26 protein-coding genes and 1 pseudogene are annotated in these 23534 nt (G+C 74.7%); 13 read left to right on the top strand and 14 right to left on the bottom strand.

Annotation, left to right across the window (positions count from 1 at the left end; genetic code table 11):
* Positions 1–204 precede the first annotated feature (204 nt).
* The 6 genes and pseudogenes from L3X23_RS36545 to rsfS all read right to left on the bottom strand — a co-directional run.
* A pseudogene (locus L3X23_RS36545) lies at positions 205–1593 on the bottom strand (ComEC/Rec2 family competence protein); the annotation flags it as partial.
* Positions 1594–2351: 758 nt separating this feature from the next.
* Positions 2352–3542 (bottom strand): helix-hairpin-helix domain-containing protein, encoded by a 1191-nt coding sequence (locus tag L3X23_RS35960; protein WP_237190605.1) that lies wholly within the window; start codon positions 3540–3542, stop codon positions 2352–2354.
* Positions 3543–3664: 122 nt separating this feature from the next.
* Positions 3665–4525: a DegV family protein gene (locus L3X23_RS03160; protein ID WP_237190604.1), complete on the bottom strand. Its 861-nt coding sequence runs from the start codon at positions 4523–4525 to the stop codon at positions 3665–3667.
* Positions 4526–4535: 10 nt separating this feature from the next.
* A complete protein-coding gene (gene octT, locus L3X23_RS03155; protein ID WP_237190603.1) occupies positions 4536–5246 on the bottom strand; it encodes a diglucosylglycerate octanoyltransferase in 711 nt (236 codons plus the stop codon).
* The gene (locus L3X23_RS03150) at positions 5236–5859 is read right to left on the bottom strand and encodes a histidine phosphatase family protein (RefSeq protein ID WP_237190602.1); all 624 of its coding nucleotides are present in this window, start codon (positions 5857–5859) and stop codon (positions 5236–5238) included. The genes octT and L3X23_RS03150 overlap by 11 nt, the downstream gene beginning before the upstream one ends.
* A complete protein-coding gene (gene rsfS, locus L3X23_RS03145; RefSeq protein WP_093089418.1) occupies positions 5856–6221 on the bottom strand; it encodes a ribosome silencing factor in 366 nt (121 codons plus the stop codon). Before rsfS ends, L3X23_RS03150 begins: the two co-directional genes overlap by 4 nt.
* A 49-nt stretch (positions 6222–6270) precedes the next feature.
* Between rsfS and L3X23_RS03140 the strand changes: the two genes are divergently transcribed.
* Positions 6271–7155 carry a mycofactocin-coupled SDR family oxidoreductase gene (locus L3X23_RS03140; RefSeq protein ID WP_237190601.1) on the top strand — a complete coding sequence of 295 codons (885 nt, stop codon included), beginning with the start codon at positions 6271–6273 and terminating at the stop codon, positions 7153–7155.
* Here L3X23_RS03140 and nadD read toward each other — a convergent pair.
* The gene (nadD, locus tag L3X23_RS03135) at positions 7152–7736 is read right to left on the bottom strand and encodes a nicotinate-nucleotide adenylyltransferase (RefSeq protein ID WP_237190600.1); all 585 of its coding nucleotides are present in this window, start codon (positions 7734–7736) and stop codon (positions 7152–7154) included. The two genes, L3X23_RS03140 and nadD, sit on opposite strands and share 4 nt — an antisense overlap.
* 89 nt (positions 7737–7825) lie before the next feature.
* Between nadD and L3X23_RS03130 the strand changes: the two genes are divergently transcribed.
* Positions 7826–8656, top strand: a complete 831-nt coding sequence (locus tag L3X23_RS03130) for a TauD/TfdA family dioxygenase (RefSeq protein ID WP_237190599.1) — start codon at positions 7826–7828, stop codon at positions 8654–8656.
* Here L3X23_RS03130 and L3X23_RS03125 read toward each other — a convergent pair.
* Positions 8641–9231, bottom strand: a complete 591-nt coding sequence (locus L3X23_RS03125) for a TetR/AcrR family transcriptional regulator (RefSeq protein WP_237190598.1) — start codon at positions 9229–9231, stop codon at positions 8641–8643. The genes L3X23_RS03130 and L3X23_RS03125 overlap by 16 nt on opposite strands.
* A gap of 125 nt (positions 9232–9356) precedes the next feature.
* On the opposite strand from L3X23_RS03125, the gene L3X23_RS03120 reads away from it, so the two are divergent.
* Genes L3X23_RS03120 through add form a run of 5 tightly spaced genes read left to right on the top strand, consistent with a single transcriptional unit; the run spans position 9357 to position 13829 of the window.
* On the top strand, positions 9357–10151 hold the full coding sequence (locus L3X23_RS03120) for an ABC transporter ATP-binding protein (RefSeq protein WP_093087422.1): 795 nt from the start codon (positions 9357–9359) through the stop codon (positions 10149–10151).
* A complete protein-coding gene (locus L3X23_RS03115; RefSeq protein WP_237190597.1) occupies positions 10148–10912 on the top strand; it encodes an ABC transporter permease in 765 nt (254 codons plus the stop codon). Before L3X23_RS03120 ends, L3X23_RS03115 begins: the two co-directional genes overlap by 4 nt.
* Positions 10909–11733, top strand: a complete 825-nt coding sequence (locus tag L3X23_RS03110; protein ID WP_237190596.1) for an ABC transporter permease — start codon at positions 10909–10911, stop codon at positions 11731–11733. The genes L3X23_RS03115 and L3X23_RS03110 overlap by 4 nt, the downstream gene beginning before the upstream one ends.
* A 27-nt stretch (positions 11734–11760) precedes the next feature.
* Positions 11761–12840 (top strand): ABC transporter substrate-binding protein, encoded by a 1080-nt coding sequence (locus L3X23_RS03105; protein ID WP_237190595.1) that lies wholly within the window; start codon positions 11761–11763, stop codon positions 12838–12840.
* Entirely contained in the window at positions 12837–13829 is a 993-nt protein-coding gene (add, locus tag L3X23_RS03100) for an adenosine deaminase (protein ID WP_237190594.1), read from the top strand. Before L3X23_RS03105 ends, add begins: the two co-directional genes overlap by 4 nt.
* Here the strand turns inward: add and L3X23_RS03095 are convergent.
* On the bottom strand, positions 13823–14416 hold the full coding sequence (locus tag L3X23_RS03095; RefSeq protein ID WP_237190593.1) for an alpha-ketoglutarate-dependent dioxygenase AlkB: 594 nt from the start codon (positions 14414–14416) through the stop codon (positions 13823–13825). The genes add and L3X23_RS03095 overlap by 7 nt on opposite strands.
* Positions 14417–14513: 97 nt before the next feature.
* Between L3X23_RS03095 and L3X23_RS03090 the strand changes: the two genes are divergently transcribed.
* Positions 14514–15689 carry an MFS transporter gene (locus L3X23_RS03090; RefSeq protein WP_237190592.1) on the top strand — a complete coding sequence of 392 codons (1176 nt, stop codon included), beginning with the start codon at positions 14514–14516 and terminating at the stop codon, positions 15687–15689.
* Here the strand turns inward: L3X23_RS03090 and L3X23_RS03085 are convergent.
* Entirely contained in the window at positions 15652–16212 is a 561-nt protein-coding gene (locus L3X23_RS03085; protein ID WP_237190591.1) for a TetR/AcrR family transcriptional regulator, read from the bottom strand. The two genes, L3X23_RS03090 and L3X23_RS03085, sit on opposite strands and share 38 nt — an antisense overlap.
* Before the next feature lie 76 nt (positions 16213–16288).
* The gene (locus L3X23_RS03080; protein ID WP_237190590.1) at positions 16289–16642 is read right to left on the bottom strand and encodes an SPW repeat protein; all 354 of its coding nucleotides are present in this window, start codon (positions 16640–16642) and stop codon (positions 16289–16291) included.
* 148 nt (positions 16643–16790) lie between these two features.
* Between L3X23_RS03080 and L3X23_RS03075 the strand changes: the two genes are divergently transcribed.
* Positions 16791–17459 carry a hemerythrin domain-containing protein gene (locus L3X23_RS03075; protein WP_237190589.1) on the top strand — a complete coding sequence of 223 codons (669 nt, stop codon included), beginning with the start codon at positions 16791–16793 and terminating at the stop codon, positions 17457–17459.
* Positions 17460–17529: 70 nt separating this feature from the next.
* Here L3X23_RS03075 and L3X23_RS03070 read toward each other — a convergent pair whose 3' ends face one another.
* A complete protein-coding gene (locus L3X23_RS03070; protein WP_237190588.1) occupies positions 17530–18546 on the bottom strand; it encodes an iron-siderophore ABC transporter substrate-binding protein in 1017 nt (338 codons plus the stop codon).
* A gap of 96 nt (positions 18547–18642) precedes the next feature.
* On the opposite strand from L3X23_RS03070, the gene L3X23_RS03065 reads away from it, so the two are divergent.
* The gene (locus tag L3X23_RS03065) at positions 18643–19473 is read left to right on the top strand and encodes a S41 family peptidase (RefSeq protein ID WP_237190587.1); all 831 of its coding nucleotides are present in this window, start codon (positions 18643–18645) and stop codon (positions 19471–19473) included.
* A 114-nt stretch (positions 19474–19587) separates the two neighbouring features.
* Here the strand turns inward: L3X23_RS03065 and L3X23_RS03060 are convergent, their stop codons facing one another.
* Both L3X23_RS03060 and L3X23_RS03055 read right to left on the bottom strand, forming a co-directional pair.
* Positions 19588–21000, bottom strand: a complete 1413-nt coding sequence (locus tag L3X23_RS03060) for a VWA domain-containing protein (protein WP_237190586.1) — start codon at positions 20998–21000, stop codon at positions 19588–19590.
* Entirely contained in the window at positions 21000–21875 is an 876-nt protein-coding gene (locus L3X23_RS03055) for a MoxR family ATPase (RefSeq protein ID WP_237190585.1), read from the bottom strand. Before L3X23_RS03055 ends, L3X23_RS03060 begins: the two co-directional genes overlap by 1 nt.
* Positions 21876–22016: 141 nt before the next feature.
* Between L3X23_RS03055 and L3X23_RS03050 the strand changes: the two genes are divergently transcribed.
* The 3 genes from L3X23_RS03050 to L3X23_RS03040 are packed head-to-tail and all read left to right on the top strand — an operon-like array spanning position 22017 to position 23525.
* Complete coding sequence (locus tag L3X23_RS03050; protein WP_237190584.1) at positions 22017–22445, top strand: SRPBCC domain-containing protein; 429 nt, start codon at positions 22017–22019, stop codon at positions 22443–22445.
* Positions 22435–22782, top strand: a complete 348-nt coding sequence (locus tag L3X23_RS03045) for a metalloregulator ArsR/SmtB family transcription factor (RefSeq protein ID WP_237190583.1) — start codon at positions 22435–22437, stop codon at positions 22780–22782. Before L3X23_RS03050 ends, L3X23_RS03045 begins: the two co-directional genes overlap by 11 nt.
* A complete protein-coding gene (locus L3X23_RS03040) occupies positions 22779–23525 on the top strand; it encodes a DUF899 domain-containing protein (RefSeq protein WP_237190582.1) in 747 nt (248 codons plus the stop codon). Before L3X23_RS03045 ends, L3X23_RS03040 begins: the two co-directional genes overlap by 4 nt.
* The last annotated feature ends 9 nt before the right edge of the window (positions 23526–23534 follow it).

The following is a 23534-nucleotide window of genomic DNA, read 5'->3' as shown; positions in this document are numbered from 1 at the left end:
CGCGGTGACCGCCACGTCGCCGCCGAGGTCCGTACGGCGCACCGCGACCCCGGCTCCGGCCAGCAGGTCCATCAGGCCCGGGTTCGGGTGGCGGTAGGAGTTGCCCGCCCCCACGCTGACCAGCACCGCACGCGGTGCGACGGCGCCCAGGAACTCGCGGCTGGTGTAGCGGGAGCCGTGGTGCGGCATCTTGAGCACGTCCGCACGCAGGTCCGCGCCGCTCGCCACGAGCTCCGCCTGCGCCTCCAGCTCGATGTCACCGGTGAACAGGATGCGCCCGGCGGGCGTGGTCGCCCGCACCACGACCGAGGTGTTGTTGACCGCCGTGCCGTCCTCCTCGTCGATGTCCTCGCGCCCGCCCGCGGCGAGCACCTCCAGGGTGAGCGCCCGCCACTCCAGCCGACGTCCGACGGTCAGCTCCACGAGACCGGCCCCCGCCTCCCGGGCCCGGGCCGCGATCCGACGGACCGCCGACTCCGGCTCGTGGGACGCGCCCAGCGCGATCGCCGAGACCGACCGGCCGCGCAGGGCCCCGGCGAGGCCGCCGACGTGGTCGGCGTGCAGGTGACTCAGCGCCACCAACGCGAGCGACTCGACCCCCAGCCTGCGCAGGCACGCGTCGACGGGACCGTCCTCGGGGCCGACGTCGATCAGCACCGCGCGGCCGGGCTCGCCCGTGGCGAGGACGAGGGCGTCTCCCTGGCCCACGTCGCACGCGACGGCCACCCAGCCGGGCGGCGGCCAGCCCGGCCGCAGGACCCGGGTGGGCAGCAGCACGAGCGCCAGCCCGAGCAGGACCGCCAGCACCACCAGCCGCGACCTGCGGAACCGGAACGCGACCACCAGGCCCAGCAGGGCCGCGGTGAGCAGCAGCGCCCCGAGCATCCCGGCGGGCCAGGGCACCACCCCGCCGGGCACCGCGGCGGCCCGGTCCGCCACCAGGACCAGCCATCCGACGGCGGGGCCGGACAGCCACGCGCACAGCTCCGCGAGGACGGGCGACACCGGCGAGACCACCGCGGCGAGCACCCCGAGCACCGTCGCAACCGGCACGGCCGGGACGACCAGCAGGTTCGCCGGGACCGTGAGCAGGCTGACCTGGCCGCTCAGCCCGGCGATGAGCGGTGCGGTGGCCAGGCAGGCCGCCGCGGGCACCACCAGCATCTCCGCGGCGGCCTGCGGCACCCCGCGCCGCTGCAGCGCCGCGGCCCATCCCGGCGCGACGAGCACCAGCGCGCCCGTGGCCAGCACGGACAGCGCGAAACCCGCGTCCACCGCCAGCGCGGGATCGCGCAGCAGCAGGACCAGGACGGCCGCGGCGAGCGCGGGCACGGCGCTGCGGCCGCGGCCCAGCCCCAGGGCGAGCAGCACGATCAGGCCCATCACCGCCGCGCGGACCACGCTCGGGCTCGGCCGCGCCAGCACGACGAACCCGACCACGGCCACGGCGGCCGCCGCCGCGGCGACGCGGGGATCGGCCCGCAGCAGCCGCAGCAGGCCGAGGACGGCCCCGCCGACGATCACGAGGTTGGCCCCGGACACCGCGGTCAGGTGCGTGAGGCCCGCGGCCCGGAAGTCCTCCTCGACCTCCACGGTCTGGTGTCGGGTGTCCCCCACGGCGAGCCCGGGCAGCAGCCCGGCGGAGGACTCCGGGAGCACCCGGGCCGCCTCCCGCAGGCCGCTGCGCAGCCCGCCCGCCGCCGCCTGCCACCAGGGCTCCTCGTCGATCGTCGTCGGCGCGCCGCGGACCCGGAGGACGGCGATGGTGAGGTCCGACCGCTGCGCCGGGGCGAGCAGGCCCTGCGCGACCGCCTCCTGCCCGGGGAGCAGACCCTGCCAGCCCTCGGCGGGGGCGAGCAGCAGCACGCGCCCACCCGTGCGCCACTCCCCCGCGCCGGACACCGCGGCGACCAGGTCCGCGGGCACGAGGACCCGCGCCTCGCCGGGGATCGGGCTGCGCAGCAGCCGGGGATCGTCGGTGAGGACCACCCTCAGGGTGGCGCTCGCGCCGCGCTCGGCCGCCGCGCGCAGCGGATGGTCCTGCACCTGCCAGACCGCGACGACGGCGGGCACCCCCACCGCGAGTGCGCAGCCCGCTGCCGCGAGCACCGCCGCACGGACGCGCGGGGGCAGCCGCCGCCCCCGCACCGCCAGGAGGGCCACCGCGGCCACCGCGCAGGCGATCACGCCGGCGCCCGGCCCGCCCAGGAGCGCGGCCGACACCGCGGCCCACGCGGCCAGCGCGGCCGGCACCAGGCGGAGATCGGGCCGGGCGCGCGGATCGTCCGCGGGAGCGCCACGCCCCCGTGCCCCGACGCCCCCGCCGGGCCGGCCCGCGCCGGATCGCCCGCTCACACCGTCACCAGGTCCTTGAGCTTCCCGAAGCGGCCTTCTCCGATCCCGTCGACCTCGCGCAGCTGGTCGACGCGGGCGAAGCGGCCGTGGGCGGCGCGCCAGTCCAGGATGCGTTGGGCCGTGACCGGGCCGACGCCGGGCAGCGCGTCGAGCTGCTCGAGGGTCGCGCGGTTCAGATCGACCTTGCCACCCACCCCCGCGGCACCCGCCGCCCCCGTAGCCGAGGGCCCGGTCGAGCCGGCGTCCTCCGGTGCCGGGGCGACGCCGACCGCGACCTGTTCCCCGTCCGCCAACCGGCGGGCCAGGTTGAGGGTGCTGAGATCGGTGCCCGGGAGCGCGCCGCCCGCCGCCTCCACCGCGTCCGCGACCCGGGAGCCGTCCGGGAGCCGGAGCAGGCCGGGACGGGCCACCTTGCCGGACACGCTCACGACGAGCTCGGCAGGCACAGCGGCCTCGGGCGCCGTGCTGGGCGTGGGATCCGCCAACGACACCGCGGGCAGCGCGGGCATGGGCTCGGGCTGGGGCCGGCCGCTCCACACCCCGACGGCGGCGACCACCGCGGCGGCGGCCGCGACGAGGACCAGGGCCGCCGCGCCGAGCCGCCCGGGATCGAGCCGGGCGCCCCGCCATCCCGCGGGCACCCACCGCTGCGCCACCCGGCCCGCCCAGCTCGGCCGCCCACCGGGAACGTGCGCCGAACCCCCCGACCCGCCGCCGCCCGGCGGGGGCTCACCCCACTCCGACCCGTCCGAGCCGTGCCGCCCAGCCCCGCCCCACCCCACCCGGTCTCGCCGGGGCTCGCCCCACCCCGCCTCGAACCGCCCGGGGTCGTCCGCCCCCGGCTCATCCGGCCCGGCCGCGTCCGGTCCAGCGGCACCCGGGCCCGCAGCACCTGCTCCACGGACATTCCAGTCGGGCGTCCCCAGCACCCGCGGCGCGGCCTCCCCCACCCGGCGCGCGAGATCGGCCCGCGGATCGGTGGGGTGCGCGGCGAGGACCGCATCGAGCCGGAGCGGGAGGGTGTCCTGTTCCGCGCCGAACGCCGTCGGGTTCGCGAAGGCGGGCCGCAACGACGCGGGCAGGGGCGCGCGCGGGACCGGCGCCGCGGTGGCGACCCGACCCACGGGAGTGCCCAGCAGCGCGGACAGACGCGCCGCCGAGTCGTCACGAGGAGGTCTGCGGGCCACGCCTCGACGCTAGGCCGACGACGGACCGGATCCCGGAGTCGGCGGAGATCTGTGGATGCGCGGGGCGGGGTGGGGACAACTGCGGGCCCGGGAGCGCCGCCGCCCCGACGGTGTCGGTCCCGTCAGGCAGACTGGGGCGGGGCCGACCGCGGCACCACCACGACCCCCAACGCCCCGTTCCCCACGTGCGCCCCGATCACCGCGCTGATCTCGGACACCACCGGCTCGGGCGACCCCGGCAGCCGCTCCCGGAGGCGCGCAGCGAGATCCGCGGCGCGGTCGGGCACCCCGAGGTGGTGGACGGCGAGGTCCGCACACTCCCCGGCGGCCTCGACGGCGTGCTCCACCAGGCGCTGCGTCGCGCGGGCGGCGGTCCGCACCTTCTCCAGCACGGTGATCCGCCCGTCCACGAGGTGCAGCAACGGCTTCACCGCAAGGACCGTGCCCAGCAGCGCGGCCGCCGCGCCGATCCGGCCGCCGCGGCGCAGCCGGTCCAGCTCGTCGACGCTGAAGATCACCCGGCAGCGGGCGGCGACCGCGGCCGCCGCCTCCTCCACGAGCGCGGCGGGCGCCCCGGCGAGCGCGGCACGCGAAGCGGCCAGCACCGCGAACCCCAGCCCCATGCCCATCGCGCGGGAGTCGACGACCCGGACCCGCCCGGCGTCGACCTCCTGCGCGGCGAGCCGGGCCGCGTCCCAGGTCCCGGACAGCTCGCGGGACAGGTGCACCGACACCACCTCGGACGCCCCCGAGTCCAGGAGCGAGCGGTACAGCTCGGCGAACGCCTCCGGGGTCGGGCGCGAGGTCTGCACGTGCAGCCTGCGGTCGGCGATGGCCGCGCTCAGCTCGCCGGGGCCGATGTCGACGCCGTCGCGCACCACGCGGCTGCCCAGCCGCACCTCCAGCGGGACGACGTGGACGCGGTCGGCGAGGGCGGCGGGCAGATCGGCCGTGGAGTCGGTGACCACGGCGACGGTCGACATGTCGGGCAACCTACGTGCCCGACCGGAGATCGTCGAGAAGCTCGGCGAGCGTCTCACCGACGCGGCGGTGGGCGGCCCAGCCCCAGTGCATCCCGTCGGGGTTGCCGTGGCCGCCGAGGACGTGCGCGGCGACCAGCGCGCCGACGTCCAGCACCCGGACCCCGTGGGCCGCGGCCCACTCCCGGGTCGCCCGCTCGGCGGCGGCGCGGCCACGGTGATGCCCGCCGTAGATCGCGGCCCGATGGACCGAGGGCAGCAGGGCGACCACCGGGACGTCGGGGCGCAGCGCCGCGAACCCCGCCCGACACCGCTCCAGGTACGCGACGGTGAGCCGGGCGGGCAGGGCGGGCGGCGCGTACCGGGACAGCCGCGGCTGGGCGCGCAGGTACCCGGCGCGGACGGTGTGCCGCACCGACTCCGGCCGCAGGACCGGGATCAGCTCGCGCACCGCCGTCGGGAGCGGGGAGGGCAGCGAGTCCATCCCGCCCAGGCCCAGGACCAGGGCCGACGCCCGCGGGACCGCCGCCCACACGCGCGGGTCGGAGATCATCGCCTGCCAGGCGTGCCGGGCGGTCCAGCCGATGCCCGCGACGAGCTCGACGTCGACGCCCAGGGCGCGGCCGGCGACGTTCGGCCAGACGTCCGGGTGGTCGGCGGGCTCGGCCCGCTCGGGGCCGTGGAAGGCGAGGGAGTCGGCGAGGACGAGCAGCTCAGGTGACACCGATGTTGTACCCGGACAGCCGCCAGCGCGGGTGGTCCGCGCGCCGCGCCACGACCGCCCACTTGCAGTTGCCCATCCCGCCGATGATCGGCCAGACGCTCTCCGGCAGGTCCAGCAGGCCCGACACCAGCCCGCCGATCATCCCGCCGTGCGCCACGAGCAGCACGGACTGCTCGCCGGGCTCGCCCGCCAGGTCCGCGTCGATCTCCGCGACGACCGGCAGCGACCGCTCGACCACGGCCACGCGGGACTCCCCGCCGGGCGGGGTCCAGCGCGGGTCGCCGCGCCAGTCCGTGATCTGGCCGGGGTAGTCGATCTCGACCTCGGCGACGCTGCGCCCCTGCCACTCCCCGAGGTGCGTCTCGCGCAGCCGCGGGTCCAGCTTGACGGGCAGTCCGATCGCCTCGGCCACCGTGTTCGCCGTGTCGACGGCCCGGGTGAGGTCCGAGGACACGATGCGGTCGAACGGCATGGTGGCCAGGACCGGGGCGGCCCGGACCGCCTGCGCGCGACCCTCCTCGGTCAGCTGCGAGTCGATGTGCCCCTGCATCCGCCCGGCGACGTTGTAGTCCGTCTGACCGTGCCGGAGCAGGACGACCCGGCGCAGTGTCACGGAGTCAGCTCCGGGAAGTCGATGGTCGGGCAGTCCTTCCAGAGCCGGTCGAGGCCGTAGAACCCACGCTCCTCGGTGTGCTGCACATGCACCACGACGTCCGTGTAGTCCAGCAGGACCCAGCGGCCCTCGCGGGTGCCCTCCCGTCGGGTGGGCTTCACGCCGTGCTCGCGCAGCTTCTCCTCGACCCCGTCGACGATCGCCTGGACCTGGCGTTCGTTGGGCGCCGAGGCCACCACGAAGCAGTCGGTGATCACGAGCTGCCCCGAGACGTCCAGCACCACGATGTCCTGTGCCAGCTTGTCGGCCGCGGCCGCCACCGCGACCCGGGCGATCTCGATCGCCTCCGCCGTTGCCGTCACTCGGGCACTTCCTTTCACCGGTTCGTCGCCGCACAGTGTGTCAGGTCCGATGAGATCCCGGCTCGGGACCGGTCGGCAGGTCATGAACGACGGGGCCGACAGGCACGACAGGGACGACGGCGCGTTGGCGGGGCGGGTCGCGCTGATCACCGGGGGTGCCCGGGGGCAGGGCAGGGCGCATGCGGTGCGGCTCGCCCGGGCGGGCGCGGACATCGTGGTCTGTGACGTCGCCGCGCCGGTGGAGACCGTGCGCTACGCCGCCGCGGCGCCGGGCGACCTGGCGGAGACCGTGCGCCAGGTGGAGGCGCTGGACCGGCGGTGCGTGGCGGTGCGGGCCGACGTGCGCGACCTCGGCGCCGTCGAGGACGTCGTGGCGCGCGGGATCGCCCAGCTCGGGCGGCTCGACGTGGTGGTCGCCAACGCGGGCATCGCCACCGGCTCCCCGCTGGCGGACATGAGCCCGCAGGTGTGGCGGACCATGCTGGACGTCAACCTGACCGGGGTCTTCCACACCTTCCGGGCCGTGCTCCCCCACCTCGTCGCGCAGGGCTCCGGACGCCTGGTGGCCACCTCGTCGATCGTGGCGACGACCGGGGCGCGGAACTCCGCCCACTACGCCGCGGCCAAGGCGGGCGTCGCCGCCCTGGTCAAGTCCCTGGCCTTCGAGGTGGCCGACCACGGGATCGTCGTGCACGCCGTGATGCCCGCGGGGGTGGGCACGCCGATGACCCTGCACGACGAGGTCTACCGGATGGTCCGCCCGGACCTGGCCGAGCCGACCCGCGCCGACGCCGAGGCGGTGTTCGCCGCAGGCCGACCCCGCCCCGGCCTGCTCACCCCGAGCGAGGTGGCCGACGCCGTGTTCGCCCTGGTCACCGACCGGGTCCGGCTGAGGTCGGGCGAAGCGCTCGTCCTGTCGAACGGGATGGACTAGGGCTGGTAGAGCCTGCGCTTGGTGATGTACTGCACCACCCCGTCGGGCACGAGGTACCAGACCGGGCGGCCCGCGGCGACGCGCTCGCGGCAGTCCGTCGAGGAGATCGCCATGGCGGGGACCTCGACGAGGGTGACCGAGCCCTTGGGCAGGTGACCGTCGACGAGTTCGTACCCCGGCCGCGTGACGCCGATGAAGTGCGCCAGCTTGAACATCTCCTCGACCTTGTGCCAGGACAGGATCTGGGACAGGGCGTCCGCGCCGGTGATGAAGTAGAACTCGGCGTCCGGCAGCCGGGAGTGCAGGTCGGTGAGGGTGTCGGCGGTGTAGGTGGGCCCGCTGCGGTCGATGTCCACCCGGCTCGTGGAGAACCGCGGGTTCGACGCGGTGGCCACCACCGTCATCAGGTACCGGTCCTCGGCGGGGCTGACGTCCTTGCCGGACTTCTGCCAGGGGTCCCCGGTCGGGACGAAGATCACCTCGTCCAGTGCGAAGCGGTCCGCCACCTCGCTCGCGGCCACGAGGTGGCCGTGGTGGATGGGATCGAAGGTCCCGCCCATCACGCCGATCTTGCGCTGCATCCGCGCAGAATAGTGCCCCCGCAGGTAACACCGTCGTCACGACGAGGCCGTAGCGTCCATTGAACCAACTGGTTCAGATGGAGGTCACCATGTCCTACGGTTCCGCCGCCGTCGTCCCGCGCCGCGTGACGTCGCCCGAGGAGGCCCGCGAGGTCGTCGACGCCGAAGGGGCCGCCCTGGTCACGGGCATCGACTCCGAGGACGCCGCCATGGACTTCGGCCGCGCGATGCTCGGGGACGAGCTGGTCCGGATCGGCCGCCAGATCGAGGCGACCCGTGCCCGCTCGGAGGTCGAGGGCGCGAAGGTCGAGCGCCAGCCCGCCGACGCCCGCGGTCGCAAGCGCATGCTCAGCAGCGACACCACCGTGCCGATGCCGCCGCACAACGACGGGTTCGCCTTCGGCGACGAGGCCCCGGACCGCCTGTTCCTGCTCCAGGCCCGACCCGCGGCGGACGGCGGCGACAACTTCCTGATCGACGGTCTCGCCCTGATGGACCTGCTGCCCGCACCGGTGGCCGAGTTCCTCCGCACGGTCCCGATCGACCACTCCGAACCGGGTTTCCCGCAGTCCGCGTTCTCGCCGGTGCTCCGCACGACGCCGGCGGGCCGCCCGCAGGTGCGCCACCACCCCTACCTCGCCCCCGTCCTGGGCCCGGACGAGGCCGAGCAGTGGCCGCACGTGCGCGCCTGGCTGGACGCCGTGATCGAGGCCCGGGACACCGGCACCCGCTTCCGGATGGAGTCGGGCGAGATGGCCGTGGTCGACAACTACCGGATGTTCCACGGCAGGCACGGCTACTCCGACCCGGCCCGGCTGCTCTACTCGATCTGGGGCTGGACCCGGTCGGCGGTGGCGGTGCCGCACCGGGTGCTGGACATCCTCACCCCGACCGACCCGGCGGCTCAGCTCGCGGGCTGAGCGACCCGGGCGCAGCGTTCGGCGAACGTCGCGGCGGCCGCCGAATGGGTGGCGGCGACCCCCTCGGCGTCCCCGGTGCTGAGCAGGTCGAACTGCAGGCCGCGCCACAACGCCACGATCTCGCGGCCCAGCCGCGCGGCCTCCGGGTCGGGCACCCCCTCGGCCCGGAGCTGCGCAGCCAGCAGGTTGACCCAGTCGTGCCCGACCCGGGCCAGGAACCCGTCGAAGCGGCCCGGCTGGTGCAGGGCCACCCCGTAGACCTCGAAGAACAGGCGATGGAAGGGGTGGTTCTCGGCCGCCGCGATGCCCGCCCAGCAGCGCTCCAGGCGCTCTTGCAGCGGACCCGGGTCGTCCAGCCCCCGCATGGCCGCCGCGAACAGCGGGAACCGCGCGGACGCCGCCATCAGGGACTGCTCGACGAGCTGCTCCTTGGAGCCGAAGTAGTACAGCAGCATCCGGTTGTTGGTCCCGATGGCCGCGCCGAGCCTGCGCAGGGTCAGCTCGGCGATCCCGTGTTCGAGCACGTAGTCGGCGACCAGCCCGAGCAGCCGATCGCGCTCGACACCCGTTCCCATGGCCCACACGGTACTCACGGCCCGGGCGGTTACCCGAGGGCGCCGCGCCGGCAACACCCCCGCAACGACCACTCCCTACCGTGGAGTGAACCGACTGATTCACCACGCACACGTCAGGGAGCCCGATGTCGCAACCTGCGATCGCTCTGCAGTCCGTCGTCAAGGAGTTCCCGTTGCGTCGCGGAACCGCGGTGCGCGCGTTGGACCGGTTCGACCTGCAGATCGCCGACGGCGAGTTCGTGGCCGTTCTCGGCCCCTCCGGATGCGGCAAGTCGACGGTCCTGCGGCTGGTCGCGGGACTGGACACCCCGTCCGAGGGGACCGTGACGATCGAGGGCGCCAGGCCCGCCGACCTGGTCCGCGGGCACCGCCTCGGCGTGGCGTTCCAGGAGCACGCGCTGCTGCCGTGGGCGAGCGCGCGGGCGAACGTGGAGCTGCCGTGGAAGGTGGCGGGCCGCCCCGTCGACACCGCGCGGGTCGACGAGCTGCTCGAGCTCGTCGGGCTGACCGGGTTCGCCGACGCGCGACCGCGCCAGCTCTCCGGCGGGATGCGCCAGCGGGTCGCGATCGCCAGAGCACTCGCGCTCACCCCGGACGTCCTGCTGCTGGACGAGCCGTTCGGGGCCCTCGACGCGGTGACCCGGCGCCGGATGAACCTCGAGCTGGCGCGGATCTGGGCCGAGGAGCGGATCACGACCCTGCTGGTCACCCATGACGTCGACGAGGCCGTGCTGCTCGCCGACCGGGTCGTCGTGATGACCGGGCGCCCGGGTCGGGTGCGGCACACCGAATCGATCGACTTCCCACGCCCCCGCCGCACGGAGGTCACCCGGGATCCGGCCTTCCACGAGATCGTCGACCGGCTCACCCGGCTGCTCGACGAGTCGGACGAGCCGGGTCACTCGGACGCGGCCGCATGAGCACCCTGCTCGCCCGACCGTCCCGCCGGACCGTGCTGCCCGCGGTCGCGGGGATCGTCCTGCTGGTCGTCGCCGCGGACGCGATCGGCAGGCTGGGGCTCGCCGGGGCCGCGTGGCCCACCGTGACGGACGTCGTGGACTACCTCGCGAGCCCGACCGCGCAGACCCTGCTCGGCCGCGCCCTGGCGGCGACCGGCACGGCCGCGGCGATCGGCTTCGTCGTGGGCGGGCTCGGCGCCCTGGCGCTCGCGCTGCTCGGCGCCCTGCTGCCCGCCGCGGGCCCCGGCCTGGACCGGCTGGCCGCCGTCGTCCACGCGGTGCCGCTGATCGCGCTGGCCCCGCTGCTGGTCACCACGGTCGGCCGGGAGGGGACGTCCACGGTGATCGCCGCCCTGGCCGCCGGGTTCGCCGTGTTCGTCGCGGCGACCTCCGCGCTGGCCTCGACGGCGCGGGCGGGCCGGGACGTCTTCGCGGTGCTCGGCGCCTCCCGGCTGAGCACGGTCCTGCGGCTGCAGCTGCCCGCGGGCCTGCCGACGATCGTCGACGGGCTGACCCTGGCCGCGCCCGCCGCCGTGCTGGGCGCGGTGATCGGCGAGTGGTTCGGCGCCCGGCGCGGGCTCGGGGTGCTGCTGGTCAGCGCGATGCAGAACGTCCAGATCCCGCTGCTGTGGTCGGCCGCGCTCAGCGCGGCGGTCCTGTCCCTCGCCGCCTACGTCCTGCTCGTCGCGCTGCGCGGGTGGGTCACCCGGAGGTTCACGTGACCCTCGCCGAGGAGTCCGAGCGGATCGTGCGCGCCCGGGCGGCCGCGCCCGTCCGCAGGCCCGCGCCCCGGACCGGCGGGGTCGTGCGCCGCCTGGTGTCGCGGTACTGGACGATCGCCGCCCTGCTGGTCGGCTGGCAGCTGTGGGCGTCGCTCAACGGCTACAACCGGATCGTGGTGCCGCAGCCGGGCGAGGTGGTGGCGGACGTCGTCGGGAACCCGGGCGCCTACCTGCCCGATCTGCTCGCCACCCTCGGCATGTCCGCGGCCGGGCTGCTCACCGGGATGACGGCGGGGGTGGCCCTGGCGGTCGCGGTGTGGACCTCGCCGCTGGTCTCCGGGATGACGACGCCGATCGCGCTGATCATGCGGTCCGTGCCGGTCGTGGCGATGATCCCGGTGCTCGCCAGGGTGTTCGGCTACGGATGGCAGACCGTCCTGGTCATCACGACGATCGTGTCCTTCTTCCCGGCCTTCGTGTTCGTCGCCGCCCGGCTGCGGGACGCGCCCCGCTCGACGTCGGACGTCTTCGCCGTGCTCGGCGCCTCCCGGATCACCGTGCTGCGCAGACTGCTGCTGCCGCACGCGGTGCCCGGGCTGCTGGTCGCGTTCCGGCTGACCGCCCCGTCCGCGGTGCTGGCCGCCATGCTCGCCGAGTACCTCATGGGCGGCCGCGGGCTCGGCGTGCTGTTCGCCCAGTCGGTGAGCTTCTACCAGCCCGAGCGGGCGTGGGGCACCGCGCTCGTCGCGACGGTGGTGTCGGTGGCCTGCTTCGTCGGGGCCCGCGCCGTCGAACGCCGCGGCCTCGCCCGGATGACCTGACCTCCCCCACCAGACAGGAGCTCCCTCATGGTCGACCTCATCGACCCGTCCCCCTGGTCGCGCCGCCGACTGCTGCGCACCGCCGGACTCGCCGGTCTCGGCCTCGCCCTCGGACCCTCGGTGCTCGCCGCCTGCGGCGGGGGCGACACCGCGGGCGGTGGGGGGACGACCCCGGTCCGGGTCGCCCTCGGCTGGATCACCAACGTCGAGTTCGCCGGGTTCTGGATCGCCCAGGACCGCGGGTACTACGCCGACGAGGGACTCGAGATCGACTTCCTGCCCGGCGGCCCGAACGCCCCGCAGCCCACCGCCACCCTGGCCGCAGGCGGGGCCGACATCGCGGTCCCGGTGGCGATGCAGGCGTTCCTGTCCGCGGTGAACGAGGGCAACGACTTCGTGACCTACGGCGCCATGTTCCAGAGCGCCCCGTCCGCGGTGCTGTCGCTGGCCGCGCGGCCGGTCCGGTCGGCGGCCGACCTGGTCGGGGCCCGCGTCCTCGGCCAGCAGGGCGTCCAGCCCTACATCGAGGCCGCGATGCGGCTGGCGGGCGTCCCGCTCGACTACACCTTCATCCCGGCCGGGTTCGAGCCGAGCCCGCTGCTGGAGGGCCAGGGGGACGTCTACACCTGTTTCGCTACCAACCAGCCGATCTACCTGGAGCAGCAGGGCCTGGTCGCGGACCGGGACTTCTTCGTCACGACCTACGAGTCGATGGGGCTGCCGCAGTACGCCGGGATGCTCTGCAGCCAACGCTCCTGGCTGGACGCCAACCGGGACACCGTGGTGCGGTTCATGCGGGCCACCGTCCGCGGCTGGCAGGACAACGCCGCCGACCCGACCGTCGCGGCGAAGCTCGCCGTCACCGACTTCGGTGCCGACCTGGGCCTGAACCTCGACCAGCAGATCCGGGAGAACCAGCTGCAGATCGACTTCACCACCAGCGACCTCACCCGGTCCTCCGGGCTGATGCGCATCGACCCGGCGCGGGTGGCCGGGCCGATCTACACGGCGTTCCAGGCCGCGGGGGTCACGCCGCTGCCGGACGCAGGCCGGATCGTCGACACGTCCGTGCTCGACGACGTCTTCGCGGGAGGATCCACGGTATGAGCGCCGACCCTGCTGATCTGGCCGCGCTGCCGAAAGCGCACCTGCACGTCCATCTGGAGGGGGCGATGCGTCCCGCCACCCTCGCGGAGCTGGCCGCGACCGCCGGGGTCGACGTGCCGCCGATCCGCGGCTACCGCGGCTTCACCGAGTTCGGCGACCGCTACAAGGCGGCGTCCGCCCTGATCGACACTCCTCAGCAGCTGCGACGGCTGGTGACCGAGGTGGTCGAGGACGCGGCCGCCGACGGGGCCGCCTGGATCGAACCGCACTTCTACCCGCCGCGCTACGCGGGCCTGCCCGGCTTCGGCTCCGCCGAGGAGGCGCTGGAGCTGGTGATCGACGCCGGGCGCGTCGCGGCGGACCGGCTGGGCATCGGCTGCGGCATCATGGTCTCGGCGCTGCGGGAGTTCGATCCCGCCGAGGCCGTCGAGCTGGCGAAGCTGGCCGCGCGCTACGCCGACGCGGGGGTGGTCTCGTTCGGCCTGGCGGCGGACGAGTCCCTGTTCCCGCCCGAGCCGTTCGCCGAGGCGTTCGCCCTCGCGCGGGACGCCGGGTTGATCAGCGCCCCGCACGCGGGCGAGCTCGCCGGGCCCGCCTCGGTGCACGGCGCGATCGACGCGCTCGGCGCCCGGCGGATCTGCCACGGCGTGCGCGCCGTCGAGGACCCGGCCCTGGTGGAGCGGCTGGTCACCGAGGAGATCGTGCTGGACGTGTGCCCCACCTCCAACGTGATGCTCGACGTGGTGCCCGACCTCGACGCCCACCCCCTCGCCCGGCTGCTCGACGCCGGGGTGCGCTGCACGCTCAACGGCGACGACCCGCTGCTGTTCGGCCCCGGCGTGCTGGGCGAGTACGAGCTCGCGCGCACCGCGCTGGGCCTGTCGGACGCGCAGCTGGCGGGCATGGCCCGGACCTCGATCGAGGCGTCCGGCGCCCCGGCCGAGATCCGGGAACCCGCGCTGGCGGCCGTCGCGGCGTGGGGTCAATAGAGGTGGCGGAACTGGACGCTGATCCGGGCCGCGGCGGTGCGCACCTTCGGCACGCCGTGCTGCCAGGTGCGCTGGCAGGTCCCGCCCATGACCAGCAGGTCACCGGGGCCGGGTAGGAACCCGACGGACGCGCCGCCGCCGTGCGGGCGCAGCCGGAAGGGCCGCACCCCGCCGAGCGAGACCAGGGCGACGACCGCGGTGTCCCGCTCCCGGGCCACCCGGTCGCCGTGGTAGGCCACGCTGTCCGCGCCGTCCCGGTAGAGGTTCGCCCCGACCTGGGTGAACTCCACCCCGTACCGGGCGGACAGCAGGGCCGTGGCCTCCGCGAGCACCGGCTCCGGGGCCTGGCTCCAGCGGTGGGTCAGCCGGGGTTCGGGCAGCGTGCGGTCGTACATCCGCACCTCGCGCCGCCCCCAGGGGGTGTCGCGCAGGAGCCGGTCGAACAGCTCGTCCGCGCCCTGGAGCCAACCGGGCGCGATGTCGACCCAGGCTCCGGCGCCGAGCTCGTGGCGGACCAGGCCGCCGAACTCCCGGTCCACGGTGACGGCGGGGCCGTCGAGCAGCGAGGGCTGCCACGCCAGATCCATGGGACCGACCCTACGCGCACCAGTCGAACATCAGTTCGATATTTCACACTCTGGGATGCGTTTCCCGGATCCTGGTACGGCGCAGTACCGTGCCGTCATGCCTCCCTCCTCGCGCCGCTGGGCGGTGCTGGCAGTCGGCGTACTCGCCCAGACCGGCGCGTGCGCCTTCGTGTACGGCATTCCGTTCCTGGTACCGACCCTGCGGGACACCCTCGGCCTGTCGCTCGCCGGGGTCGGCGTCTACGTCGCGGCCCCGACGACCGGACTGCTGCTCACCCTGATCGCCTGGGGCGCCGCCGCGGACCGGTTCGGGGAGCGCCGCGTGATGGGGACCGGACTGCTGCTCACCGCGGCGGCGGTCGGCGCGGTCGCGACCGGGCCGACCGCCCCCGCCGCGGTGCTCACCCTGCTGGTGGTCGGGGGTGCGGCCGCCGCCTCGGTGTTCGCGGCGAACGGGCGCATGATCATGGGATGGTTCCCGCGCTCCGAGCGGGGGCTCGCGATGGGCATCCGGCAGACCGCGCAGCCCTTGGGCGTCGCGGTCGCCGGGCTGGTGCTGCCGGGGCTCGCCACCCGGGTGGGGCCGTTCGCGGCGCTGATCGTGCCGGCGGCGGTGTGCCTGCTGGCCGCCGTGCTCGTCGGAGTGGTGGTCCGGGACCCGGCGCGCCCGCCGCAGGACGCCGCCCACCCCGTCGGCACGCCCTACCGCTCGCCCGTGCTGTGGCGGGTCCACGCCGCGAGCGCGCTGCTCGTGGTGCCGCAGTTCGCCATCGCCGCGTTCGGGACCGAGTACCTCGTGCGCCAGCAGGGCTGGGGCGTGGCCGCGGCCGGGGCGTTCATGGCGGTGGTGCAGATCGCGGGGGCGTTGGGGCGCATCGCCACCGGTGTGTGGTCGGACCGCGCCCGGTCGCGGCTGCGGCCGATGCGACAGCTCGCCGTGGGTGCCACCCTGGTGCTGTTGGTGCTCGCCCTCGGGGACGCCGTCGCGCCCTGGCTGGCCGTGGTCGCGCTGGCGGTCGGCGGCGTGGTCACGGTGGCGGACAACGGGTTGGCGTTCACCGCCGTCGCCGAGATCGCGGGCTCGGCCTGGTCCGGCAAGGCGCTCGGGATCCAGAACACGGGGCAGAACGTCGTGTCGTCGCTGACCCCGGTCGTGCTCGGCGGACTGATCGGCGCGACGGGGTACGCCGCCGGGTTCGCGCTGGCGGCGGTGGCGCCGCTGCTCGCCGTCGGGATCACGCCGGTGCGGGACGAGACTCCGCCGACCTGGTGAGCGCGCGGGCGAGGAACCGCAGCTCGGTGGCCATGTCGACGCGCTGCGGGGCGTGCCGGTCGACGGAGTGCCGGTAGCTGACGGCCGAGGCCAGGAGCAGGGCCGCGCTGTCCACCTCGCCCGTGGCGCCCGCGTCGAGCAGGACGCCGCGGATCTCGCCGACGATCCGGTCGAACCGCTCGTGCAGGGCGTCCCGGACGGCCGGGTGGGTGTCGGCTTCGCGCCAGAGCAGGTGGGACAGGACGGCGGAGGAGTCCAGCAGGTCGTCGAGCGCGGCGACGAGGCGGCACAGGCTCTGCTCCACGTCGCCCGCCACCACCACGGCCGCCCGGTCCACCCGCTCCGCGGGAAGCCGCTCGACCAGGGCGGACAGCAGGTCCACCTTGCGGGCGAAGTAGTAGTGCACCAGCCCCTTGGGCACCTCGGCCCGGGCGGCGATGCGCGAGGTGGGCGTGGCGTCGAACCCCTTGGCGGCGAAGAGCTCCTCCGCGGCGTCGAGGATCCGGTCCCGGGCGTCGGTCATCGCGCTCCCTGGAATGACGGAAGGATCCCGCCCCCGGTGTCACCGGAGGCGGGATCCTTCACTCGGTCGCTGCGTCTCAGTGGGCAGTCACGCCGCGGTGCGCGGCGGTGGCCGCGGGCAGCGCGGTGGCGGCGACGATCACCGCGAGCGCACCCCCGACCCAGCTCGTCCACGACGCGCCCGTCAAGTCGCTGTAGCCCATCACCCACGGGGCGATGAAAAGCAGCACGCCGAGCACGCCGTGCCCGTACTCACTGGCCACCGAGCCCGGCTGCGCGAGCGACCAGAGCCCGGTCAGCGCGAGCACCACACCGAGCACGACGAGCGTCCACGCCGCCGCCGCACTGACGGTCACCACGATGGGCGACAGCGCCACCAGGACACCGATCACCAGAGCGACCCAGTCCTGCCACCGCGTCCACGCCTTCATCGCGATCACTTCCCTCCAGAGGTTCTTCCCTGATGACTCCGGTCTACGCCTGACTGGCCGCCCGGTCAAGAATCGTCGCAAGTTCGTGACAAGTGAGACCCAAGCGGGGTGTCGCACGCTTGCGACACCGACCACGAAGGAGCCCACCATGTCCTGCCCCACGACGACGCCGAACCTGCTGGGGCTGCGCGTGCTGCACCGGACGATGCGCACCGACCTGCACCGGCTGACCGCCCTGGTGGAGCGGCTCGCGGACCTGCGGGCCGCGATCGGGACCAAGCGCGCCAAGGCGCTCGACGCCTGGATCCGGGGGCTGTGCGCGGAGATCCACCACCATCACCTGGCCGAGGACGAGATCGCCTGGCCGGTCATCGAGCGGCACGCGGGTGCGGCGGCCGACCTGACCGGGCTCTCCGACGACCACGCCGCCCTGGGCCCCCTGCTCGCAGACGTCCGGGAGGCGTCGACGGCGCTGGTCCGCGGCCCGTCCGCGGAGCTGCCCGCGCAGGCGGGCGCGCTGGCGGGGCGGCTCGCGCGGCTGCGCGACACCCTCGACGAACACATCGCGGACGAGGAGCGGGAGATCTTCCCGATCATCGAGCGGTACGTGCCCGCCGCCGAGTGGGACGCGGTGACCAGGGGCGTCCAGCGGAGGGCGGGCGGACCCGGGGCCGCGTTCCAGGTCCCGCGGATCCTCGACGTCGCCACCCCGGAGGAGTTCGCCGCCCTCCGCGCGGAGGCGGGCCCGCTCCTGCCGATCATGGCCGCGGCCCTGCGCCCGGGCCACCGCCGCCGCGAACGCCTGGTCTTCGGCTGACCTGCGGCGCTCGTGCGTGGTAAGTGGTGCTCTGGCACCACTTACCACGCACGGGCGCCGGAGGCGCAGGTCAGCGGCGGGAGCGGGTGGCGGCCTCGGCGAGGATCGGCAGGTAGTCGTCGAGCACCCAGGGGATGGACAGGACCGAGGGGCTCGAGCTCGCCGCCACCCGGTCCGCCCCGACGATCGGCGCGTAGCCGCCCGCCCGCACCGCGGGCATGGTCGCGACGGCGGGCTCGGCCCGGAACGCGGCGTCGAGGTCCGGGGAGCCGAAGAAGCCGACGAGCAGGTCGGACTGCACGCGCGGGAGCAGCTCACCGCTCACCGTGTAGTAGACCGCGTCCCCGGCGGGCGCGTTCTCCTCGACGAACGGGGCCGACCGCAGGCCCATGTCCTCCAGCAGCCGCACCCGGACGTCGGTGGGCCGGAAGACACCCAGCTGCCCGGAGTCCATCCCGCCCGTGTAGACGAACGTGGCGCCCGCGAGCTGCGGGTACTCCCGGGTCGCGGCCGCGAGCCGGGCCTGGGTGGCGACGACGAGCTGCTCGGCCTCCGCCGTCCTCCCCAGGGCGCGGCCCGCGATCCGGGTCTGGTCCTGCCAGCTCGTGGCGTACGCCGCGTCCGGGTAGGCGACGACGGGTGCGATGCGGGACAGGGTGTCGTACTGGGCCCGGTCCAGCCCCGAGTAGGTGGCGAGGATGAGGTCCGGGGCCGCGGCGGCGGTCTCCTCGAACGCGACGGGCTCCAGCGCGCGGCCCGCGATCCGCGGCATCTCCTTGCCGCGCAACGCGTCCCGCACCCAGGGCAACACGCCGTCGGCGTCCCCGCCGTACTCGAAGAACGGCATCACGACCGGGACCACGCCCAGCGCGATCGCCACGTCCTGGTTCGCCGCGCTCACCGTCGCGACGCGCTGCGGCGGCGACTGAATCGTCGTGGACCCGAAGGCGTGCGGGATCGTCACCGGGTAGCCGGCGCCACCGGGCCCGCCCCCGGTCGTCGACCCGCCCGAGCAGGCCGCGAGGGCGAGCGCCGACGCGGCCAACGCGCCGGTGCCGAGGAACGAGCGGCGGGACAGGACGGACACGAGCGACTCCCCGATCGACGACGAAGCAAGGAGACCCTAACTCGGACATCTCCCCCACCGGCCCACCCGGGTCCCCGCCCCGGCCATACTGGGGAGGTGTTCGGACGCGGCCGGGAACGTGGCAGAGAGCGCAAGGCCGTGCAGGAGGCGCTGGACCTGCTGGAGCAGCGTGCCCTGTTCGCCGAGAAGGTCGACTGGAGCACCGTGCGGGGCGAGGTGACCGCCGTCGCCGAGGACCCCGAGCAGCTGGAGCTGAAGCTGTTCCACCTGGTCCGGGAGGTGGGCGGGCCGCACAGCGGGGTCCGTCGGCCGCGGCGCGCGCCGGGTGACCCGGAACTCCCGTCGGTCGAGATGCAGGGCGAGGCCGCGGTCGTCACGCTGCCCGCCTGTCACGAGCGGGACGCCGGGGTCTACCTCGAGGCGGGCCGGGCGGCGCTGGCCGAGGTCGAACCGGAGCGGTGGATCGTGGACCTGCGCGGCGTCGGCTCCGGCTCGATGTGGCCGCTCCTCGCGGTCGCCGCGCCGCTGCTGCGCGGGGACGGGGAGATCGGCGCGTTCGTCGACCGGGCGGGCGGGTCGCAGCCGTGGACGCTGGCCGAGGGCGTGCTCGCCCGCGGTCGGACCCCGGTGCTCCCGGTGGATCCCGTCCGGCGGCAGGGCGCGGTGTCGGTGCTGACCGACGGGTACACGGCGAGCGCGGGCGAGGCCGTCGCCGTCGCGTTCCGGGGGCTGCCGGACGTCCGCTCCTACGGCGCGCCCACGCTGGGTTTCAGCACCGGGACCGAGACCGCGCTCCTGCCGGACGGCCTGGTCCTCACCGTCGCCACCAGCCGCTTCGCCGACCGCACCGGCGAGGTCTACGGCGGCCGGATCGCCCCGGACGTGCAGACCGACGACCCGCTGAGCATGGCGCTCTGGGACCTCTGACCCCGCATTATGGAGCCATAACGGCCGTTTCGGGGCCTCAGAACGGCATTATGGTTCCATAGTGGCTGTTTTGCGGGCCTGGAACGACATTATGGTTCCACAATGCCGGGGCTGTCAGACGGGGAGGAGCGCCTCCACCACGTCCGCGAGCTGGCCCGCGGTGCGGCACTCGTGCATGGGGATGACGTCGGCGTAGCGCGTGGCGGCCGAGTCCCCTGTGCCCCATTGGCGTCTCGGCTCGGGGTTGAGCCAGTGCGCGTGCCGGGCCACGCCGATCATCCGGCGCAGGGCGGTGAGGTTCGGGTCGCGGTAGTTCGTCCGCGCGTCGCCCAGGATCAGCAGCGAGGTCTTCGACGTGATCGCCTCGCCCCAGTGCTCGGCGAAGCTGCCCAGGGCGTGGCCGTAGTCGCTGTGCCCGTCGAAGGCCGTGAGGTCGGCCTCGCGCAGCACCCGCTGCATGACGCCGGAGAGCTCGGCCCCCGGCTCGAACAGGTGCGTGACCTCGTCCGTCTTCTCCACGAACGCGAACACGCGCACCTTGGAGAACTGCTCGCGCAGCGCCTGGACCAGCAGCAACGTGAAGTGCGAGAACCCCGCGACCGAGCCCGAGACGTCACACAGGATGACCAGCTCGGGGCGCCCCGGGCGGCGGGTCCGGTAGGCGGGCTTCATCGGCACGCCGCCGGTGGACATGCTGCGCCGCAACGTGCGCCGCATGTCGAGCTGCCCGCGCTTGGCATGCTTGCGGCGCACCGCGAGCCGGGCGGCGAGCCTGCGCGCCAACGGGTGCACGGTCCGGCGCAGCTGGGCGAGCTGTTCGGCGTAGGCGGACAGGAACTCCACCTGTTCGGCCTGCTTCGGGACGGCGGTCTTGGCCACCTGGTCCCGCCCGCGCTGCTCGGCGGTCCGGCGGCGGACCTCGTCCTGCACCAGCTGCCGGAACCGGGCGATCCGGTCCCGGATCTCGCGGCGGCGGACCTCGTCGGTGAACGCGTCGTCCTCCGGCTGCGACAGCGCCGCCATGATCTGCGCGAGCAGCGTCTCCGGCGACATCAGCCGCAGCGCCTGGTACGCCGACCAGCTCGGCTGCGTGTTCATGCCCTGCACGCCGGTGCCGGTGGCCCCCGACGTGCCCAACGCGTCGACGGCGGCGCGGGCGAGCTCGCGCAGCCGCTCCTCGTCCCCGTCCCGGAGCAGGTCGGCCAGCAGGTCGCGGAGCCGGTCGACGTCGACCGGGCCGCCCTCGCCGTCCCGCGGGACCTCGATCGAGCCGGTCGCCGCGCCGAGCGCGGGGGGGAAGTACAGGTCGAAGAGCGTGTCGAAGACCTGACGCTGGCCGGACCGGCGCAGCAGCGCGGCGGCGAGCCCCTCGCGGAACTCGGTGCGGCGCAGCAGGTCCAGGGCGGTGATCACCTCGGCGGCGTCCACGGTCTCCCCCGGGCCCACCGCGACCCCGTGGGTCCGCAGGGCCCCGACGAACGCGACCAGGTGGCCGGGGATGCCGTGTTCGGGCGCCTCGACGGTCATCAGTTCAGCCTCAGCTCCGCGGTCGCCTTGGTCTGGTCCGAGTGGTGCTTGAGCACGACGCCGAGGGTGGTGCGCACGGCCTCGTCGTCGAGGGTGTCCATGCCCAGGGCCAGCAGGGTCCGGCCCCAGTCGATGGTCTCCGCGACCGAGGGGACCTTGCGCAGCTCCATGGCCCGCAGCACGCGCACGGTGCGCACGAGGGAGTCGACGAGGGACTCCGGCAGCTCCGGGACGCGGGTGAGCACGATCCGGCGCTCGAGGTCCGGGTCCGGGAAGTCCAGGTGCAGGAACAGGCAGCGCCGCTTGAGGGCCTCGGACAGCTCGCGCGTGGAGTTGGAGGTGAGCAGCGCGAAGGGCCTGCGGGTCGCGGTCACCGTGCCCATCTCCGGGATGGAGACCTGGTAGTCCGACAGGACCTCCAGCAGCAGGCCCTCGACCTCGACGTCCGCCTTGTCCATCTCGTCGATCAGCAGGACGGTCGGGTCCTCCCGGCGGATGGCCGTGAGCAGCGGGCGCGGGAGCAGGAACTCCTCGGAGAACACGTCGTCCCGCGTGGCGTCCCAGTCCTCGTTCCCCTGGCCCGCGGTGATGCGCAGCAACTGCTTGGCGTGGTTCCACTCGTACAGCGCGCGGGCCTCGTCGATGCCCTCGTAGCACTGCAGCCGGACCAGCCCGGACTCGGTCGAGGCGGCGACCGCCTTCGCGAGCTCGGTCTTCCCGACGCCCGCGGGGCCCTCCACGAGCAGCGGCTTGCCGAGCCGGTCGGCGAGGTACACGGTCGTCGCCACGGCCGTCGAGGCCAGGTAGCCGACGCTCGCCAGGCGCTCGGTGACCTCGTCGACGGACCCGAACAGCGGTGACTGGGTGGCCTTCACCGTCTCATCGTGCCTGGTGCACCCCGACTTCGCCCAGCGGATCCGATCGAGCGTTCAGTAATGGGCGTCACACCTTGACGCAACCAGTCGATTGCCATACTTTGAGTCGCAACCCTACAGTTGCTACTCGGAGGAGGTCCGATGGGTTTCCCGGACCGCATCGCCCGCACCGTCGACGTCGCCCGCCCGCCCGAGCGGGTCTGGACCGCGCTGACCACGCCCGAGGGGCTCGCGGCCTGGTTCGGCCGGCAGGCCCGGATCGACCTGCGTCCCGGCGGGGCGGGCAGCCTGAGCTGGGAGGAGCACACCACCGACTTCCGGATCGAGCGGATCGAGGAGCCGCACGTGTTCGGCTTCACCTGGCGCATTTACGGGCTGCCGGCGGCCGATCCCCGCCGCACGTACGTCGAGTTCACCCTCGAGCCGACCGGCACGGGGACCCGGCTGACCGTCGTCGAGACCGGGTTCGCGCAGCTCTCCCCCGCCGAGTACGAGGTCTCCTACAGCGGGAACGTCACGGGGTGGGCGGCCGAGCTGGACGAGCTGGTCGCCTACCTCGATGGTGTCTGAACCACGGGGCGAGCCCGACGAGAAGGTCGCGGAGCGGGTCTTCACCGCGCTCGCCGACCCCACCCGGCGGCAGCTGCTCGCCGAGCTCGCCGCGGGCGGGCCCGCCACCGCCACCGACCTCGCCGGTCGGCTGCCCATCAGCAGGCAGGCGATCGCCAAGCATCTCGGCCTGCTCACCGAGGCGGGCCTGCTCACCGCCGAACCCGGCGAACGCCGTCGGGTCCGGTACCGCGTGCGGTCCGCACCGATGCGGATCGCCCAGCGCTTCCTCGCGGCCCTCTCCCGGGACTGGGACGACCGCCTCGACGCGCTGACGAGGCACCTGGAGGAGTCATGATCGTCTCGACCCGGGAGTGGGAGACCGCTCGGCAGGAGCTGCTGGTGCGGGAGAAGGAGGTCATGCGCGCGCACGACGCGCTGGCCGCCGCCCGGCGCCGCATGCCCTGGCACGCCGTGGGCGACTACACCTTCGACGGACCGGAGGGACGGGTGTCGCTGGCGGACCTGTTCGCGGGGCGCTCGCAGCTCGTGCTCTACCGCGCGTTCTACGAGGAGGGGGTCTTCGGCTGGCCGGAGCGACCCTGCCGCGGCTGCTCGATGATCGCCGACCACATCGGGCACCTCGCGCACGTGCACGCCCGGGACACCACCGTCGTCTTCGCCTCGCGCGCCCCGCAGGCCGACATCGCGGCCATGAAGGCGCGCATGGGCTGGACGGTCCCCTGGTACACGATCACGGACTCCTTCGACCGGGACCACGGGGTGGACGAGTGGCACGGCACCAACGTCTTCGTGCGCGGCCCCGAGGGGGTGTTCCGCAGCTACTTCGTCCAGAACCGCGGCGACGAGTCGCTGGGCACCACCTGGAGCATCCTCGACCTGACCCCGACCGGGCGTCGGGAGGAGTGGGAGGACTCCCCCGCCGGGACGCCGCAGGGCAAGCCGTACGAGTGGTGGGACTGGCACGACGGCTACGTCGACGCGGCGCCGCCACCGGAGTGGCTGGAGAAGGTCGAGGGCGGGATCGCGGCGTTCCGGGGCTGTTCCTGTGGACGACCCGGGGGTTCCGGGACGGGCTGAGGCGGGACC

The sequence above is a fragment of the Pseudonocardia sp. WMMC193 genome (genome assembly GCF_021728735.1).
Lineage (GTDB): Bacteria > Actinomycetota > Actinomycetes > Mycobacteriales > Pseudonocardiaceae > Pseudonocardia > Pseudonocardia oroxyli.
The sequence above is the reverse complement of the archived record's forward strand: the minus strand, read 5'-3'. Positions and strand labels throughout refer to the sequence as shown.